Origin of the sequence: Plantactinospora endophytica, assembly GCF_016862915.1 — a bacterium.
Taxonomy (GTDB): Bacteria; Actinomycetota; Actinomycetes; order Mycobacteriales; family Micromonosporaceae; genus Plantactinospora; species Plantactinospora endophytica.
Map to the genome: position 1 here is coordinate 21179 of NZ_BONW01000016.1, position 16281 is coordinate 37459.

General features: G+C 72.3%; 16 protein-coding genes. 9 read left to right on the forward strand and 7 right to left on the reverse strand.

The window, feature by feature from the left end; all coding sequences use genetic code 11:
- The first annotated feature begins 91 nt into the window (after positions 1-91).
- From Pen02_RS16180 to Pen02_RS16195, 4 genes are read left to right on the forward strand one after another with little or no spacing between them, the layout of a single operon-like run.
- Positions 92-1111 (forward strand): sulfate ABC transporter substrate-binding protein, encoded by a 1020-nt coding sequence (locus Pen02_RS16180; protein ID WP_203866885.1) that lies wholly within the window; start codon positions 92-94, stop codon positions 1109-1111.
- Positions 1108-1956, forward strand: coding sequence for a sulfate ABC transporter permease subunit CysT (gene cysT / locus Pen02_RS16185; RefSeq protein ID WP_203866886.1), 849 nt, complete (start codon positions 1108-1110; stop codon positions 1954-1956). Before Pen02_RS16180 ends, cysT begins: the two co-directional genes overlap by 4 nt.
- Complete coding sequence (locus tag Pen02_RS16190; protein ID WP_203866887.1) at positions 1949-2785, forward strand: sulfate ABC transporter permease; 837 nt, start codon at positions 1949-1951, stop codon at positions 2783-2785. Before cysT ends, Pen02_RS16190 begins: the two co-directional genes overlap by 8 nt.
- A complete protein-coding gene (locus Pen02_RS16195) occupies positions 2782-3777 on the forward strand; it encodes a sulfate/molybdate ABC transporter ATP-binding protein (RefSeq protein ID WP_203866888.1) in 996 nt (331 codons plus the stop codon). The genes Pen02_RS16190 and Pen02_RS16195 overlap by 4 nt, the downstream gene beginning before the upstream one ends.
- A 105-nt stretch (positions 3778-3882) precedes the next feature.
- Here the strand turns inward: Pen02_RS16195 and Pen02_RS16200 are convergent, their stop codons facing one another.
- A complete protein-coding gene (locus Pen02_RS16200; protein ID WP_203866889.1) occupies positions 3883-4683 on the reverse strand; it encodes a class I SAM-dependent methyltransferase in 801 nt (266 codons plus the stop codon).
- A 339-nt stretch (positions 4684-5022) separates the two neighbouring features.
- On the opposite strand from Pen02_RS16200, the gene Pen02_RS16205 reads away from it, so the two are divergent.
- Positions 5023-6315 (forward strand): sulfite oxidase, encoded by a 1293-nt coding sequence (locus Pen02_RS16205; RefSeq protein WP_203866890.1) that lies wholly within the window; start codon positions 5023-5025, stop codon positions 6313-6315.
- 126 nt (positions 6316-6441) lie between these two features.
- Here Pen02_RS16205 and ligD read toward each other — a convergent pair whose 3' ends face one another.
- Complete coding sequence (ligD, locus tag Pen02_RS16210; RefSeq protein ID WP_239140831.1) at positions 6442-7407, reverse strand: non-homologous end-joining DNA ligase; 966 nt, start codon at positions 7405-7407, stop codon at positions 6442-6444.
- Positions 7408-7594: 187 nt separating this feature from the next.
- On the opposite strand from ligD, the gene Pen02_RS16215 reads away from it, so the two are divergent.
- The 3 genes from Pen02_RS16215 to Pen02_RS16225 are packed head-to-tail and all read left to right on the forward strand — an operon-like array spanning position 7595 to position 8977.
- Entirely contained in the window at positions 7595-7936 is a 342-nt protein-coding gene (locus Pen02_RS16215; protein WP_203867276.1) for an ArsR/SmtB family transcription factor, read from the forward strand.
- A 1-nt stretch (position 7937) separates the two neighbouring features.
- Positions 7938-8405 carry an SRPBCC family protein gene (locus tag Pen02_RS16220; protein WP_203866891.1) on the forward strand — a complete coding sequence of 156 codons (468 nt, stop codon included), beginning with the start codon at positions 7938-7940 and terminating at the stop codon, positions 8403-8405.
- A gap of 5 nt (positions 8406-8410) precedes the next feature.
- The gene (locus Pen02_RS16225; protein WP_203866892.1) at positions 8411-8977 is read left to right on the forward strand and encodes a dihydrofolate reductase family protein; all 567 of its coding nucleotides are present in this window, start codon (positions 8411-8413) and stop codon (positions 8975-8977) included.
- A 129-nt stretch (positions 8978-9106) separates the two neighbouring features.
- Here the strand turns inward: Pen02_RS16225 and Pen02_RS16230 are convergent, their stop codons facing one another.
- From Pen02_RS16230 to Pen02_RS16245, 4 genes are read right to left on the reverse strand one after another with little or no spacing between them, the layout of a single operon-like run.
- Positions 9107-10312, reverse strand: a complete 1206-nt coding sequence (locus tag Pen02_RS16230; RefSeq protein WP_203866893.1) for a cytochrome P450 — start codon at positions 10310-10312, stop codon at positions 9107-9109.
- Positions 10309-11031 carry a class I SAM-dependent methyltransferase gene (locus tag Pen02_RS16235; RefSeq protein ID WP_203867277.1) on the reverse strand — a complete coding sequence of 241 codons (723 nt, stop codon included), beginning with the start codon at positions 11029-11031 and terminating at the stop codon, positions 10309-10311. Before Pen02_RS16235 ends, Pen02_RS16230 begins: the two co-directional genes overlap by 4 nt.
- Positions 11032-11072: 41 nt before the next feature.
- Positions 11073-12359: a glycosyltransferase gene (locus tag Pen02_RS16240; RefSeq protein WP_203866894.1), complete on the reverse strand. Its 1287-nt coding sequence runs from the start codon at positions 12357-12359 to the stop codon at positions 11073-11075.
- Positions 12356-13708: a cytochrome P450 gene (locus Pen02_RS16245; RefSeq protein WP_239140838.1), complete on the reverse strand. Its 1353-nt coding sequence runs from the start codon at positions 13706-13708 to the stop codon at positions 12356-12358. Before Pen02_RS16245 ends, Pen02_RS16240 begins: the two co-directional genes overlap by 4 nt.
- Before the next feature lie 205 nt (positions 13709-13913).
- Here Pen02_RS16245 and Pen02_RS16250 point away from each other — a divergent pair, with 205 nt between their 5' ends.
- Entirely contained in the window at positions 13914-14957 is a 1044-nt protein-coding gene (locus tag Pen02_RS16250) for a polyprenyl synthetase family protein (protein ID WP_203866895.1), read from the forward strand.
- Here Pen02_RS16250 and Pen02_RS16255 read toward each other — a convergent pair.
- Complete coding sequence (locus Pen02_RS16255) at positions 14913-16208, reverse strand: DegT/DnrJ/EryC1/StrS family aminotransferase (protein ID WP_203866896.1); 1296 nt, start codon at positions 16206-16208, stop codon at positions 14913-14915. The genes Pen02_RS16250 and Pen02_RS16255 overlap by 45 nt on opposite strands.
- Positions 16209-16281: the final 73 nt, after the last annotated feature.

Consider the following 16281-nt stretch of genomic DNA (forward strand, 5'->3'; position numbering starts at 1 on the left):
CGCTCGGCCGAACGGCTGTTGACGCGTGAATGTGCGGGGCCTAGCGTAACCCTACCTAGCCGACCAAGTTGATAGGAAAACGAGGAGATAGATGAACCGGACCAGAGTGGCGGGCGCGCTCGCCCTCGCGGCGACCCTGGCCCTGTCGGCCTGCGGCGGTGGTGGGGCGTCCGGCGAGGGCACCACGACGCTGTCGATCGTCGGCTACGCGGTGCCGGAGGCGGCGAACAAGGCGATCATCGCCGAGTGGAACAAGACCGACGAGGGTCGGGGCGTACGCTTCCAGACCTCGTACGGCGCCTCCGGCGACCAGTCCCGCGCGGTGGTGGCCGGTCTCAAGGCCGACTACGTGCACTTCTCGGTCTCCAGCGACGTCACCCGGCTGGTCGACGAGGGACTGGTCGACCAGAACTGGGACGACGGCCCGAACAAGGGCATCGTGTCGTCGTCGATCGTGGTCCTCGCCGTACGGGACGGCAACCCGAAGAACATCCAGGGCTGGGACGACCTGGTCAAGCCGGGCGTCCAGATCGTCACCCCGAACCCCGCGTCCTCGGGTGCGGCCAGGTGGAACGCCCTCGCCGCCTGGGGACACATCTCGGCCAACGGCGGGACCGACGCGCAGGCCCAGGAGTACCTGACGAAGCTCTTCGCCAACGTGGTCTCGCTGCCGAACAGCGGCCGGGACGCCACCACCGCCTTCCTCGGCGGCACCGGTGACGTGCTGCTCGCCTACGAGAACGAGACGATCCTGGCCACCCAGAACGGCGAGAAGCTCGACTGGGTGATCCCGTCGACCACGATCCTGATCGAGAACCCGGGTGCCATCCTCAAGAACGCCGGCCCCAAGGCGCAGTCCTTCCTGAACTTCGTGCTCAGCCCGGCGGGGCAGCGCCAGTTCGCGCTCAAGGGCTTCCGGCCGATCGTCGAGGGCATCGACACGAAGGGCGTCGAGGGAGCACTGGACCCGAACAACCCGTTCCCGGCGCCGCAGAAGCTGCTGACCGTCAGCAAGGACTTCGAGAGCTGGTCGGCGTTGTCGAAGAAGTACTTCGACGAGAAGGAAGGGATCATCGTCAAGATCATTGCCGCTTCCGGGAAAGCGAAGTGACCTCGGCGACCCTCGCTCCGGACCGGCCGGCACCCCGCCGGACGGTCCGGAGCGGCCGGCGCCTGACCCGGGCCTCGGGCCTGGGACTCGGCGTGGCGATGCTCTGGTTCAGCCTGCTCGTGCTCATCCCGCTCACCGCCGTGGTGGTCACCGCCTCGGACGGCGGCTGGGCCGAGTTCTGGGCGACGGTCACCAACCAGCAGACCCTGGCCGCGATCGAACTCACCGTCGGCACCGCGTTCCTGGTGACCCTGATCAACATCGTGATGGGTACGACCATCGCCTGGGTCCTGGTCCGAGACGACCGCTTCGTCGGCCGGCGGGTCCTCGAAGTGCTCATCGACATCCCGTTCGCCCTGCCCACGATCGTCGCCGGCCTGGTGCTGCTGTCGCTGTACGGCCCGGACAGCCCGCTCGGGGTGAACATCGCCAACACCCGGGTCGCGGTCTTCTTCGCCTTCCTCTTCGTCACCCTGCCGTTCGTGGTCCGGACCGTCCAGCCGGTACTGGCCGAACTCGACCGGGAGGCCGAGGAGGCGGCGGCCTCGCTCGGTGCCAGCCGGTTCACGGTGTTCCGCCGGATCATCCTGCCCAGCCTCACTCCGGCGATCGCCGCCGGCGCCGCACTCTCCTTCGCCCGTGGCGTCAGCGAGTACGGCTCGCTGGTGCTGCTCTCGGGAAACCTGCCGATGCGGACAGAGGTGACCTCCGTGCGGATTCTCAGCAGCATCGAGAACGACAATCTCGAAGGTGCGGCGGCGGTGGCGGCGGTGCTGCTGGTGATCTCGTTCGTGGTCATCGTCGCCGTCGACGTCATCCAGCGCCGGGTGGTGCGCCGTGGCTGACCGCCGTACCGGCACTGCCGTGCACAACCGGCCCGGGCCGGCCCGGCACGTGCTGCGCCTGGTCGTCACGGTGTACCTCGTGCTGCTGGTCGCCTGGCCGGTGGCGCTGGTCGGACGCAACGCGTTCGGCAACGGCCTGACGGACCTGGAGGGCATCCTCAACGACCCGGACGTGGTGCACGCGCTCCGGCTCACGGTCACCGTGGCGGTCACCGCCGTGCTGATCAACACGGTCTTCGGGGTCGGCATCTCGCTGCTGCTGGTCCGCTACGACTTCCCCGGCAAGCGACTGCTGAACGCCCTGCTCGACGTACCGCTGTCGGTCTCGCCGATCGTGGTCGGCCTGGCCCTGGTGCTGGTGTACGGCGGTCGCAGCGGATGGTTCGGTCCCACCCTGGAAAGTGCCGGATTCCAGGTCATCTTCGCCACCCCCGGGATCGTGCTGGCCACCGTGTTCGTCGCGCTGCCGCTGGTGATCCGGGAGGTGGTACCGGTCCTCCAGGAGGTCGGCGACGAGCAGGAGCAGGCGGCCCGCAGCCTCGGGGCCGGCGCCGTGCAGACCTTCCTCCGGATCACGCTGCCCACCATCAAGTGGGGCGTCGTCTACGGCGTCGTGCTCAGCCTCGCGCGATCGCTGGGCGAGTTCGGCGCGGTCAAGGTCGTCTCCGGGAACGTACTCGGGCAGACCCGCACCGCCACCCTGGTGGTCGAGGAGAAGTACCTGAACTTCGACAAGGGCGGCGCGTACGCCACCGCGCTGCTGCTCACCCTCGTCGCGGTGGCCGCCATCATCGTCGTCTCCGTCCTCCGCCCTAAGGAACCACGTTGAGCATCGAGATCGCGAACGTCAGCAAGCGGTTCGGGAACTTCGTCGCCCTCGACGACGTCTCCGTCAGCATCCCGTCCGGCCGGCTCACCGCGCTGCTCGGTCCGTCCGGCGGCGGCAAGTCGACCCTGCTGCGGATCATCGCCGGCCTGGAGAGCGCGGACAGCGGCCGGGTGGAGATCGAGGGCCTGGACGCCACGAATCTGCCGCCGCAGCGCCGCAACGTCGGTTTCGTGTTCCAGCACTACGCGGCCTTCAAGCACCTGTCGGTCTGGCGCAACGTCGCCTTCGGACTGGAGATCCGGCGCCGCCCGAAGGCGGAGATCCGCAGCCGGGTCGAGGAACTGCTCGCGCTGGTGCACCTCGAACAGTTCGCCGACCGGCTGCCGTCGCAGCTCTCCGGTGGCCAGCGGCAACGGATGGCGCTGGCCCGCGCCCTGGCCGTGCAGCCCACCGTGCTGCTGCTCGACGAACCGTTCGGCGCGCTCGACGCCAAGGTTCGCAAGGAGCTGCGGGAGTGGCTGCGCCGGCTGCACGACGAGGTGCACGTCACCACCGTCTTCGTCACGCACGACCAGGAGGAGGCGCTCGAGGTCGCCGACGAGATCGTGGTGATCAACGAGGGTCGGATCGAGCAGATCGGGTCGCCCGACGAGCTGTACGACCGGCCGGCCAACGACTTCGTGATGCGCTTCCTCGGCCCCGTCACGCAGCTCGGCGACCGGCTGGTCCGCCCGCACGACGTGCAGATCCAGGTCGGCGAGGGGAAGGAGGACCCGGCGGAGGTGACCGGCCGGGTGACCCGGGTGACCCGGGTCGGTTTCGAGATCCGGGTGGAGGTCACCGGCAACGACCAGGTCGTCACCGTCACCCTCACCCGCAACGAGTTCCTGGCGATGGACCTCCAGGTCGGAACCACGGTACGGGTACGCATCGCGCCCGAGGTGCACGCCGGCACGGTCGCCGTCGACCAGGCCCAACTGCTCGCCACCTGACCAGCCTCGGAAGGCGTCGGTCGGTACAGGCGTCGACAGGCGGGCTCACGGCGAGCTGACCAGCCCAGGCAGGTAGTCGGTCGGTGCGGGCGTCGACAGGCGGGCTCACGGCGAGGTGGCGCCCGGCCGGGGTTTGACCGCCCGGGTGGCGAAGTAGCCGGGCAGCCAGCCGGCGGTGGCGTCCGAGTGGTGCGGTGCCTCCTCGAACCCGGTGACGACGAAGCCGGCGGCGAGCTGCCCACCGAGCTGCTCGGCCATGCTGTGGCTGTACTCCAGCGGTGCGTCCGCGCCCCACAGCCGCTCGCGCTCCTCGGCCGGTACGTGCGTCAGGTCGCTGTACGGCAGCCGGTGGCGTACCACCAGTTCGCCGCGCTTGTCCAACGCCTCGGAGTCGAAGAGGTAGACGTCGGGGTTGAGAAACCCGCACAGCAGCGTCCCGCCGGGACGCAGCACGCGGAAGCACTCCCGCCAGACCGGGGCGAGTTCGGGTACGAACAGGTTCGAGACCGGGTTGAGGACGAGGTCGAAGGAGCCGTCGGCGAAGACCGACAGGTCGCGCATGTCGCCGAGTACGGTCCGCAGTTCCAGGCCGTCCCGGCGGGCGACCAGCTCGTCCTGGGCGAGTTGGTTCGGCGAGTTGTCGAGGACGGTGACCCGCGCGCCGGCGGCCGCGAGCGTCGGACCCTGCTGACCGCCGCCGGAGGCCAGGCACAGCACGTCCGTGTCGGCGAGGTCGGCCGGGAACCAGGACCGGTCCACGGGCTGGTAGCCGATGAGTACGACGGACCAGGTCCCGGCCCGCGCCTGCGCGATCGTCTCGGACGAGACCGGACGGGACCACTCGTTGCCCTGCTCGACCTGCCGGTCCCAGGCGGCTCGGTTGTGCGCTACCGGATCGGGGTTCATCCGGGCCACGCTACTGGCCGGGCCCGCGGGTTTTCCCGAATTTCTGCCGGGCCGACTCGGTGTCGGCAGCGCCCCGACGGAGCCCGACCCGTGGTGCGGCGGCGAGGGCTCGTATCTCCAGGACCTGGGCCGGCCGGCGCCCCGTTTCGGATGCCCGATCGGTGATTCGCATGGTCGACTTCGCGCGGAAGGTATCTCTTTTGCTGGTCGGACCGCGCTGCCCGGATCGGTGGTCTCGCGCCGGGACTGGCGGTCCGATAACCTATTGAACCCATGGGATAAGTAGGCTGCCGTGGTCGGCTGCGGTGGGCCGTCCGTCCGCTGAGGAGGAAGGCTGAGATGGACCGCGACGAGTTGACGAACGAGGGTGCCTACGACCGGCTGCGGCTCCGGCAGTGGTTGCGCGGCGAGGCCCGGAGCGACGGACTGTCCCGCCGCGACATGCTCCGGGTGGCGGCCGGTGTCGGACTGCCGCTGATGGCGTCGCCGGTGCTGTCCGCGACGGCGGCGTCCGCCGCACCGGCCGGCCCCGCGTCGACGGCGGCCGGGCCGGTTCTGAAGCCGCTGCCGCCCGAGCTGTTCCAGGTGCACGGCACCAACGCCGAGACGCGCTGGGACGCGCTGCACGGCCAGGGGTACCTGGTGCCGATCGACCGGTTCTTCGTCCGCAACCACACCCAGACCCCGGTACTCGACCCGGTGACCTGGCGGCTGCGGCTCTACGGCACCGGACTGGCCGGGACGCCGACGGCGGAGAACCCGGTCGAGTTCGACCTCCGGCAGTTGCGCGCCCTTCCGGCCCGTACGCTGACCGCCTTCGTGGAGTGTGCGGGCAACGGTCGCAGCTTCTTCACCAGTCAGCAGGGCCAGCAGGTGTCCGGTACGGCCTGGAAGCTGGGTGCGGTCGGGGTGGCCCGCTGGCGCGGAGTGCCGCTCTCCACCGTGCTGCGTCTGGCCGGGCTGACCCGGGCGGCGGTCGACGTCATGCCGCAGGGGCTGGACCCGGACTTCGTCAGCGGCGGCGTGAACCTCGGTCCGGTACGCCGCCCGCTGCCGGTGGCCAAGGCGCTCCGTGACGTGCTGCTGGCGTACGAGATGAACGGCGAGCCGCTGCCGCCGGACCACGGAGCCCCGGTCCGCCTCGTGGTGCCGTCCTGGATCGGCATCTCGTCGATCAAATGGGTCGGCCCGATCGAGGTCTCCGCCAGCCCGCTCTTCTCGCCGTGGAACACCCAGTTCTACCGCCTGATCGGGCCGGACTATCCGGCGGAGGGCACACTGGTCGGTGCACAGGTGGTGAAGAGCGCCTTCGAGCTGGCCTGGGACGCGTCGCTCGCGGCGGGCCGCCGGCACGTGCTGCGCGGCCGGTCCTGGTCGGCGAACGGGCCGGTCCGGCACGTCGAGGTGAGCACCGACGGTTCCTCGTGGCGCCGCGCCCGGCTGGTCGGCCGTACCGTCGACCAGGGCTGGCAGCAGTGGGAGATCTCCTGGAAGCCGCCGGCCTCCGGGACGTACGCGCTGCGGGCGCGGGCCACCGACGTCACCGGGGCGACCCAGCCGGACACGGTGCCGCACAACACCCAGGGCTATCTGTTCGGGGCCGTCGTCCGGCACCCCGTCACCGTGGCCTGACCGCTCGACGGCGGCGGGGCGGACGGGTCCGCGCGAAGGCACGGAGCCGGTCGACCAAGCGGTCACACCCACTGCCGCCGACGATCGGCTCGGCATCGGTGAACCGGCCCGCCGTGCCCACCGTCGTCAGCCGAGGGTTACCTCGTCCGGGTTCCGGTCGGGGCGCAGTCCGCGCCAGGAGGAGTGTCGCAGCCGGCCGTCCGGCGTGACGGTGCGGTAGACCACCTCGCCGACCAGCACCGGTTCGACCCAGCGGGCGCCTCGGGCCTCCGACGCGGGGACCGGCGTGGCGAACGGCGACGTCTCCCGGGCCAGTGCCGGGAACCGCCGGTCCAGGTCGTGCAGCATCCCGGTGGTGAACCCGGTGCCGACCCCGCCGACGTACGCCAGTCCGCCGTTCCGTCGGTGCACGCCGAGCAGCAGGGAGCCGACGGTACCGGCCCGGCGGCCCGCGCCCGGCCGCCACCCGCCGACGAGCACCTCGGTGGTCTGGATCAGCGCGGTCTTGCGCCAGTCCGGCGAGCGTCGACCCGGCTGGTACCGGGAGTCCACCCGTTTGGAGACCACCCCTTCGAGGCCCTGCTCCCGGGCGGCGCGCATGACGCTGTCCGGGTCCCGGTCGAAGACGGGGGACTCTGTTACACGCGGATGGTCGAGTCCCAGTTCCCGCAGCGCGTCCCGCCGGACGGACCAGGGCCGGTCCAGCAGCGGCCGGTCCAGGCGGGGCAGGTCGAACAGCACGTACCGCACCGGGGTCGAGGCGACCAGGGCCGGGCTCGGCGCGACCACGTGCATCCGGCGTTGCAGCGCGGAGAAGCTCGGCGCGCCGCGCTCGTCCAGGGTGACCAGTTCGCCGTCGAGGACGACGTCCCGCCCCGGCAGCAGCGACGGCAGCACGTCCAGCTCCGGATAGCTGCCGGTGATGTCCTTGTCGTTGCGGGAGAGCAGCCGGAACCGGCCACTCCGGCTCAGGTACCCGAGTGCCCGTACCCCGTCCCACTTGAACTCGTACGCCCAACCCGGCTCCGCAGGCAGGTCACCCGCCACCGCCAGCATCGGTCGGATCAGGGTCGGCGAGCCGGTACCCCGCATACGCCGAGCCTGCCGCACCGGCCGACGCGTTGCCGGCGGAACGGGAAAGCCGCACCCCCGGCTGCCCGTCCCCGACGCCGACTCCCTGCCGTTTCCGACGCTCTGCGCGGCGCGGTTTGACACGAGGCGCGGTACGGTGCATATTCAACGAGTACGTTAATTAACCGAGCTGTTGAGGAAGGCGGATGTGGTGGACCGGCTGAGCGAGGTGTTCAGCGCCCTCGCCGACCCGACCCGGCGGGCGATCCTGGCCCGGCTGGCCGACGGCGAGGCGACGGTCAACCAGCTCGCCGAGCCGTTCCCGATCAGCCTCCAGGCCGTTTCCCGGCACCTGAAGGTGCTGGAACGGGCGGGACTGATCACCCGGGGCCGGGCGGCGCAGTGGCGGCCGTGCCGGCTCGACGCCGAGCCGTTGCGCGAGGTCGCCGACTGGGTCACCGAATACCGGCGCTTCTGGGAGCAGCGCTACGACGGGCTCGACGGATATCTGCGACAGCTCCAGCAGGACGGGACGCGACCGGAGGAGTGAGATGGGCGACGAACTGACGGTGACCCTGCCGTCCGACCTGGAGGTCAGGATGGTGCGGGTCTTCGACGCACCGCGCGACCTCGTCTTCGAGGCGCACACGAAGTGCGAGCACCTCAAGCACTGGTGGGGCCGGGGCAACCCGCTCGACTGCGAACTCGACTTCCGACCGGGCGGCGGCTACCGCTTCGTCGAGCACGCGCCGGACGGCCAGCAGTACGCGTTCCGGGGCGAGTACCTGGAGATCCGGGCACCCGAGCGGATCGTGCAGACGTTCGAGTTCGAGGGCATGCCCGGCCAGGTCTGCGTGGAGACGCTGGAGCTGACGGAGCAGGACGGCAGGACCACGGTCACCAGCGTCACCCGGTTCGACACCAGGCAACAGCGGGACGGGATGGTCGCCTCCGGCATGCAGGACGGCGCCCGAGAGTCGTACGAGGCTCTGGTGGCGTACCTGGCGGGGCGGGGATGAGCCCGGTGCGGGAACTGACGGTGGACCTGTTCAGTACCGTCGACGGCTGGCTCCGGGGACGGGACTCGCCCGCCTACTTCGGCTACGACGGCCCGGAGCTACAGTCCTGGATCGACGAGCAGGTGGCCCACCCGCACGTGATGTTGATGGGCGCCAACACCTACCGGGCGATGGCGGAGATCGTCGCCGGGGGAGGCGACCCGAGGTCCGGGCGGATGGACGAGCTGCCCAAGGTCGTCTTCTCGAAGTCGTTGCGACCGCCGCTGAGCTGGCACAACACCTCGCTGGTGGCCGAGGACGCCGCAGTTGCCGTACCCGCGATGAAGAACGAGCCCGGCGATCCGCTGCGGGTGATCGGCAGCCTGGCGCTGACCCGCAGCCTGTTCCGGCTCGGCCTGGTGGACCGGCTGCGCCTGATCGTGTTCCCGCAGGTGCTGGGGGAGAGCGGGGTGGAGCGGATGCTGGTGGGCGTGCCCGACGTCAACCTGCGGCTGGTCTCCGCCGACGTGCTCGACGAGCGGCTCGTCCTGCTGGACTACCGGCTCGACCCGTCCGCGACGGCGCCTCGGTAGGCGCGGTTCCCTCCGCTGGACGACGGCGACAGGCACCGGCTCGCCGTGGACGACGCGAGTTCCGAGATTGTCTTCGGTGTCGCCGGATCGGGGTGCGGCTCGGGCAGCCGTGACCGTCGGGCCGGTGACCTACCAGGCCACCGGCAGGGCGGCCACCCCGCGTACCAGCATCCCGGTTTTCCACCGGAGCTCCGCCTCCGGCGCCGCGAGCCGGAGGCCGGGCAGCCGCCGGACCAGCGTCTCCAGCGCCACCTGGAGTTCCATTCGGGCGAGCTGGGCGCCGAAGCAGTGGTGGATGCCGTGCCCGAAGCCGAGCTGCGGGTTGCTCCGGCGGTGGAAGTCGAGCCGGTCCGGCTCCGGGAAGACCCGCTCGTCCCGGTTCGCCGACGAGAGCGAGACCACCACCGCCTCGCCGGCCCGGACCAGCACCCCGCCCAGTGTTACGTCCTCGGTGGCGTAGCGGGCGAAGACGGTACCCGCCACCAGCGGGACGAAGCGCATCAGCTCCTCCACCGCGGCCGGTACCAGCGTCGGGTCGTCGCACAGTCGCCGGTAGGCGTCCGCCTCGGTCAGCAGGACGTACACGAAGTTGGGGATCTGGGTGACGGTGGTCTCGTGTCCGGCGGCGAGCAGCCCGGCGGCGAGGTCGACCAGCTCGTACTCGCTCAGCCGGTCGTGCTCGTCCCGGGCCCGGACCATGGCGCTGATCAGGTCGTCGGCCGGTGCGGCCCGGCGCTTCGCCACCAGGTCCGCCATGTACTCCATCAGCGCGCCCAGGTACTCCTCGATCTGCTCGCCGCTCAGCGACGTGCTGGAGACCACCGCCTCGGACCAGATCCGGAACCTGTCGTGGTCGGCGAACGGCACCCCGAGCATCTCGCAGATCACCCGCACCGGCATCGGTACCCCGAAGTGCTCCACCAGGTCGGCCGGCGCGCCCTGCCGGCACAGGTCGTCGACCAGCTCGTCGGCGATCTCGGCGGTGCGCGGGCGCAGCGACTCGATGCCGCGCGCGGTGAACGCCTTGGCGACGAAGCGGCGCAGCCGGGTGTGTTCCGGCGGGTCCAGGTTGAGGGTGCCGGCGTTCGGCGGGTGCGGCATCATCCGGGGCTCGTCGTGCCCGCCGGCCGCGGCCCGGCTGAACCGGGGATCGCTGAGCACCAGCCGGACGTCCTCGTGCCGGGTGGCGAGCCAGGCTTCCTCGCCGCCGTAGGGCAGCCGGACCCGGCTCACCGGCTCGGTCGCCCGCAGCCGCGCGTACGCGGGGTCGAGGCGGAGCCCGTCGAACGGGCTGAACGGGTAGGCGCGGGCGGGGGGCCGCTCGGTGGTGGTCACGATGTCCTCCCTGGGCTGCTGCCGACGAACAGGCCCCGACCGCCGGGGCCACCGGGCAGGTACTCCGCGACGCACCCGGCGGCGTCGAACGCCGTCAGGTACTCCTCGCGGCTGAACAGGGTGTTGCGGTGGCTCTCGGCGACGTGCCGGATCCCGGCGGAGTCGGCGAGCAGGTAGTGGATGTCCATCCGGACGGCCCGCCCGGTTCGGCGGGAGTGCGAGACCCGGGCGAGGGTACGGGCACCATCCCGGAGCACGTCGCCGGCGACGTACCCGTCGCGGAAGTCCTCCGGGAACCACAGCGGCTCGACCACCAGCACGCCGCCGGGGTCGAGGTGCCGGGCCATCGCGGCGACCGCCGCCGCCAGCTCCTCCGGGGAGTCGAGGTAGCCGACGCTGCTGAACAGGCAGGTGACCACACCGAAGGTGCGCCCGAGCGCCAGTTCGCACATGTCACCGAACCACACCGGTACGCCGGGCAGCTTGGCCCGGGCGACGTCCAGCATGGCCGGTGACCGGTCGACCCCGGCCACCTCGGCGAAGTGGGCCCGGAACCGGGCCAGGTGCTCGCCCGTACCGCAGGCGACGTCGAGCAGCGAACCGGCGTCGGGACGCCGCTGCCGGACCAGCCGGGTCACCCAGTCCGCCTCGGCCGCGTAGTCCTTGCCCCGCAACCGGTACGTCAGGTCGTAGATCTCGGCGAACTCGGCGCCGAACACGTCGTCCGCGCCGGCCGTCAGGGGATGTCGGCTGTCCGTGCTCATCGTTGCGCGTACACCTTCTCCAGTACGGCGACCGCGTCGGCGGCCCCGGTCTCGGCCCGGACCAGGGCGCCGAGCCGGGCCGCCCGGTCGGCCATCCCGACGTCGTCGTACGCCGTCCGGATCGCCCCGGCCAGCCGGTCGGCGCGCAGCGCGGGGGCCGGCACGGGCGGCGGGGCGACGCCGAGCGCGTGCATCCGGCGGGCCCAGAACGGCTGGTCGCCGACGGCCGGGCAGACCACCTGCGGCCGGCCGGCGGCGGCTGCCGTCCAGGTGGTGCCGCCGGCGTGGTGCACCACCACCGACATCCGGGGCAATAGCCAGTCGTGCGGGGCGGAGTCGATGGCCAGCACGCTCTCCGGCAGCGCGGTGCCGGGGGCGAGGCCACCCCAGCCGGTGGCCAGCACCGCCCGCACCCCGGCCCGGTCGAGCGCGGCCAGCACCTCGCGGGCGGTACCGGCCGGGTCGTAGCCGACGACGCTGCCGAAACCCACGTAGACCGGGGGCGGGCCGGCGGCGACGAACTCGGCCAGCCGGGGCGGCGGCGCCCAGCCGGGCTCGGTCGGCAGGTACCAGTAGCCGGTGGTGTGCACCGTCGGCGGCCAGTCCGCCGGTGGCGGCAGGACGTGCCGGCTGACCTGGTTGAGCACCGGGGTGGGCCGGCCGTCGGGGCGGCGCAGCGGGTCGTACCGGTGCCGGCGCCGGGGCAGGCCGAGGGTTTCGGCCCGCCACCTGTCGACGCCGAGGCCGGCGAGCCGGAGCTGGCCGCGTACGAAGGCGAGGTGGGTGAGCCGGTTGGCCGAGGCGGGCAGCCAGCTCGGCGCCAGGAGCAGCGGGTTGGCGAACTCGCGGGTGGGCACGTAGAGCGGGTCGAGCGCGGCGACCACCGCCGGGATGCCGAGCCGTTCGGCGAGGTGCGGGCCGGCGATCGCCACCGGGGAGTGCACCAGCAGTTCCGCGCCGCTGTCCCGGGCCGCCGCCCAGGCGCCGTCGAGGAGCCGCCGCACCGCCGGGCGCATCCGGGCGACCAGATCGGTGTACGCCCGCAGCGAGCGCAGACCACCCCGGCCGTGTCCCGCCGCCTCCTGGATCTCCGGTGCCGACCAGAGCCGGAGTACTCCCTCGTCCAGCCCGGCGAACGGAATCCGGTGGCCTCGGGCCAGCGGTGCGAACGAGGCCGGGGCGGCGAGCAGCGGCTCGTGCCCGGCGACCCGCAGGGCGTGTCCGAGGGCGGCCATCGGCTGTACGTCGCCCCGGGTGCCGTAGGAGAGGACGAGGACCCTCATCCGCCGGCACCGCGCCGGGGCACCGCGACCATCGGCAGCGAGCTGGGGTAGACGGTGGCGGCGACCGCCTCGGTCACCACGTGTCCCGGTCTCGGCTCCAGCCGCCACCGGGCGGCGATCGTGGTCAGCGCGATCATCGCCTCGGTCCAGCCGAACTCGTCGCCGATGCACTGCCGGTTGCCGGAGCCGAACGGGATGAACGCGTGCCGGGGGACCCGTCCGGCCCGCTCCGGCAGCCATCGGTCCGGGTCGAAGCGCAGCGGATCGGGGAAGAGCGCCGGGTCGCGGTGCATCGTCAGCGGGCTGAGCACCACCTCGGCGCCGGCCGGCAGCCGTACGCCGCCGAGCGTCACCCCGGTCAGCGACCGGCGCATCACCAGCCACAGTGGATAGAGCCGGACCACCTCCTTGAGCACCCGGCCGGTGTATTCGAGTTTCGGCAGGTCGGCGAAGGTGAGCGGCTCGCCGCCGAGCACCTCGTCGGCCTCCCGGGCCAGCCGGTCGGCGATCTCCGGGTGCCGGCCGAGCCGGTAGAACGCCCAGGCCATGGTGTTGGCGGTGGTCTCGCTACCGGCCAGCATCACGGTGACCACCTCGTCGCTGACCTGCTCGTCGGTCATCGACTCGCCGGTCTCCCGGTCACGGCTGCGGATCAGCATGGAAAGCAGGTCGCCCCGGTCCACCCCGTCCGCCCGGTACGCCCGGATGACCTCGTCGATGACCCGGCGGATCCGGACGATCGCCGCCTCGAAGCGCCGGTTGCCCGGGGTGGGCAGCTTCTCCAGCAGCTCGATCGGGGCGAGCGTGCGTCGGGTGACGCCGTCCCGGACGATCGGGATGGAGCGCTTCACCTCGGCGACCGCCTCCGCGCCGATGTCGGAGGAGAAGAGGGTCCGGCCGATCAGGGCCAGCGCCACCTCGTGCATGGTCTCGTGCACCGAGAGCGCCTGGCCGGGGCGCCACGACTCGGCGAGGTCGACCAGGTAGTCCCGCATGATGTCGGCGTAGTGCGCGATCTGCCGGTGGTGGAAGGCCGGTTGCATCAGCCGGCGCTGGCGCAGGTGGAACGTGCCGTTGGAGCTGACCAGGCCGTTGCCGACGATGGCGCGTACCTTGTCGAAGAAGGCGCCCTTGTCGTAGCGGCGGGCGTCGGTGACCAGCACCTGGCGGACGAGTTCGGGATGGTTGACCACGTACGCCGGGCGGGGGCCGAGCTGGATCCGGACCACGTCGCCGAGGCCGCGTACCGACTGGAGGAACGCCAGGGGCCGGCGCCGGAGCTGCACCGCGTGGCCGAGCAGCGGTAGCCGGTCGGGTGCGACGGGCGCGGACGTGTTCGGGCTGCTCACGATCGACCTCCCCGTGTGGACAGGGGCGTCCACGCCGCACCGGCGGCGACGACGGCGTGGCGGTTGATCACTGTCCGTCGCCACGATCTCACGGCTCGGAGCGAAATGCAATATAGGTAAATCTATCGATGGATGGCTAGGCTTGACCCGTGGCCCGCCGTCGTGCCGCCCGCTGGGACGACCGGGACGGCACGGGGGGATGGCGATGACGCGCGGATCGCAGACCGGGGTCGACGACCCCGCCGGCTGGCTCGCCGACATCCAGGCCCAGATCACCCCCGAGGTGATGTCCGCGGTCGACCGGCTGAATCCCTGGACGCGCCGGGTCTGCGGGTACCAGTTGGGCTGGCTCGACCGGCACGGCCGGCCGGACGGCGCGCCGGGCGGCAAGGCGATCCGCCCCGCCCTCGCCCTGGCCAGCGCCCGCGCCGTCGGCGGTGCCACCGCGACGGCGACCGCCATGCCGGCCGCCGTCGCGGTGGAGTTGCTGCACACCTGCACGCTGCTCCAGGACGACGTGATGGACCAGGACCCGACCCGGCGGCACCGGCCGGCGGCGTGGACGGTCTTCGGTCCGGCCCGGGCGATCCTGGCCGGCGACTCGTTGCTGGCGCTCGCCTTCGAGGTGCTGTCCCGGTCCGGCCATCCGGCGGCGGCACAGGCCGCCAACGACCTCGCCGCGACCATCGACGAGCTGATCGAGGGGCAGAGCATGGACCTGGCCTTCGAGGGAGCCGAGTCGGTCTCGCTGGCGGACTGCGTACGGATGTCCACGGCGAAGACCGGTTCGCTGCTGGCCTGTGCCTGCCGGCTCGGCGGTCTCTTCGGCGGTGCCGGCGAGGCGGCCCGGGACGTACTGGCCCGGTTCGGGCGGCACCTCGGGATGGCGTACCAGTTGCGGGACGACCTGTTGGGCATCTGGGGCGACCCACGGCAGACCGGCAAGCCCGCCCTGGTCGACCTGCGCCGGCGCAAGAAGAGCCTGCCGGTCGCCGCCGCGCTGGCCGCCGGCAACGACGCGGCCGACCAGCTCGGCCGGCTCTACACCGGAACCGATCCGCTCACCGGGGACCGGCTCGCCCGGGCCGCCCGGCTGGTCGAGGAGGCCGGCGGCCGGGCCTGGGCCGAGCGGGCCGTCGGCGAGGAGGTGGCGGCGGCCGGCCGGGCGCTGACAGAGCTGTCCCGGCACGGCGCCGCCAGTCGGCTACTGGCCGCGCTCGGCGACTTCGTCGCCGGCCGCGACCGGTAGCGGGACGCCGGGCTGATGCCCCGCCCGCGCCGCGCCGGACCGCCGGGCAACCGCCGCCTGCTCCGCCGGGCGGGCCAGCCGGGCCGCGACGACCGGCGCGTGCGCCGCCACCACCCGGACGACCTCGGCTATCCGGTCGATCTCCGCCGCCTCGACGGCCGTGCCGGTCGGCAGGGTGAGCAGGGCGTCGGCCAGGGCGTCGGCGTGCGGGAACGACCACCCGTCCGAGCGGTACGGCGCCATCCGGTGACACCCCGGATAGAAGTACCGCCGGGCGACGACGTTCTCCGCGCGCAGCACGGCCATCAGGTCGTCCCGGTGTACGCCCAACCGCTCCCGGTCCACCCGGAGCACCACGTAATGCTGGCCGTGCCGGGCGGCCGGATCCGGGTCCAGCAGCTCGACGCCCGGCACCCCGGTCAGGGCCGCCAGGTAGCGCCGGTGGTTGCCCCGGTTACGGGCCACGAAGTCGGGCATGCCGCGCAGCGAGACCAGCCCCATCGCGGCGGCGGCCTCGCTCATCTTGGCGTTGGTACCGGTCAGCGCCACCTCGTCCTCGCCGACGATGCCGAAGTTGTGCATCGCGCGTACCCGGGCGGCGAGGGCCCCGTCGTCGGTGACCACCGCGCCGCCCTCGAACGCGTTCACCAGTTTCGTCGCGTGGAAACTGAACACCTCGGCGAGCCCGGCCCCGCCGACCGGCCGCCCCGGGTACGCCGAGCCGAACGCCTGGGCCGCGTCGAAGAGCAGGGCGAGGCCGTGCCGCCGGGCGACCCGGGTCAGCTCGGTCACCGGGCAGGGCCGGCCCCACAGGTGCACCCCGATGATCCCGCTGGTCCGGGGACCGATCCGGGCGGCGGCCGAGGCCGGGTCGATCAGGCCGCTGTCCGGGTCGACGTCGCAGAGTACCGGGGTCAGTCCCATCCAGCGCACCGCGTGCACGGTGGCCGGGAAGGTGAACGCCGGCACGATCACCTCGCCGGTCAGCCCGGCCGCCCGGATCGCCAGCTCCAGTGCGGCGGTGGCGTTGCAGGTCGCCACGCAGTGGCGTACCCCGGCCAGGTCGGCGACCTGCCGCTCGAACTCCCGGACCAGCGGCCCACCGTTGGACAGCCAGCGTCGGTCCAGCGCCTCGCCGAGCAGCGCGAAGAGCTGGTCCCGGTCGCCGATGTTCGGCAGGCCGACGTACCGGGGCCGGTCGAAGGCCGGTGTGCCGCCGAAGATCGCGAGATCGTCCGGTCCGCTCTTCATTCACGTTCCCCCCGTGGAAGTTATGTTGCCGAATGTCTAGCATTGAGGCATATCAATGGATATGTCAAAGGGG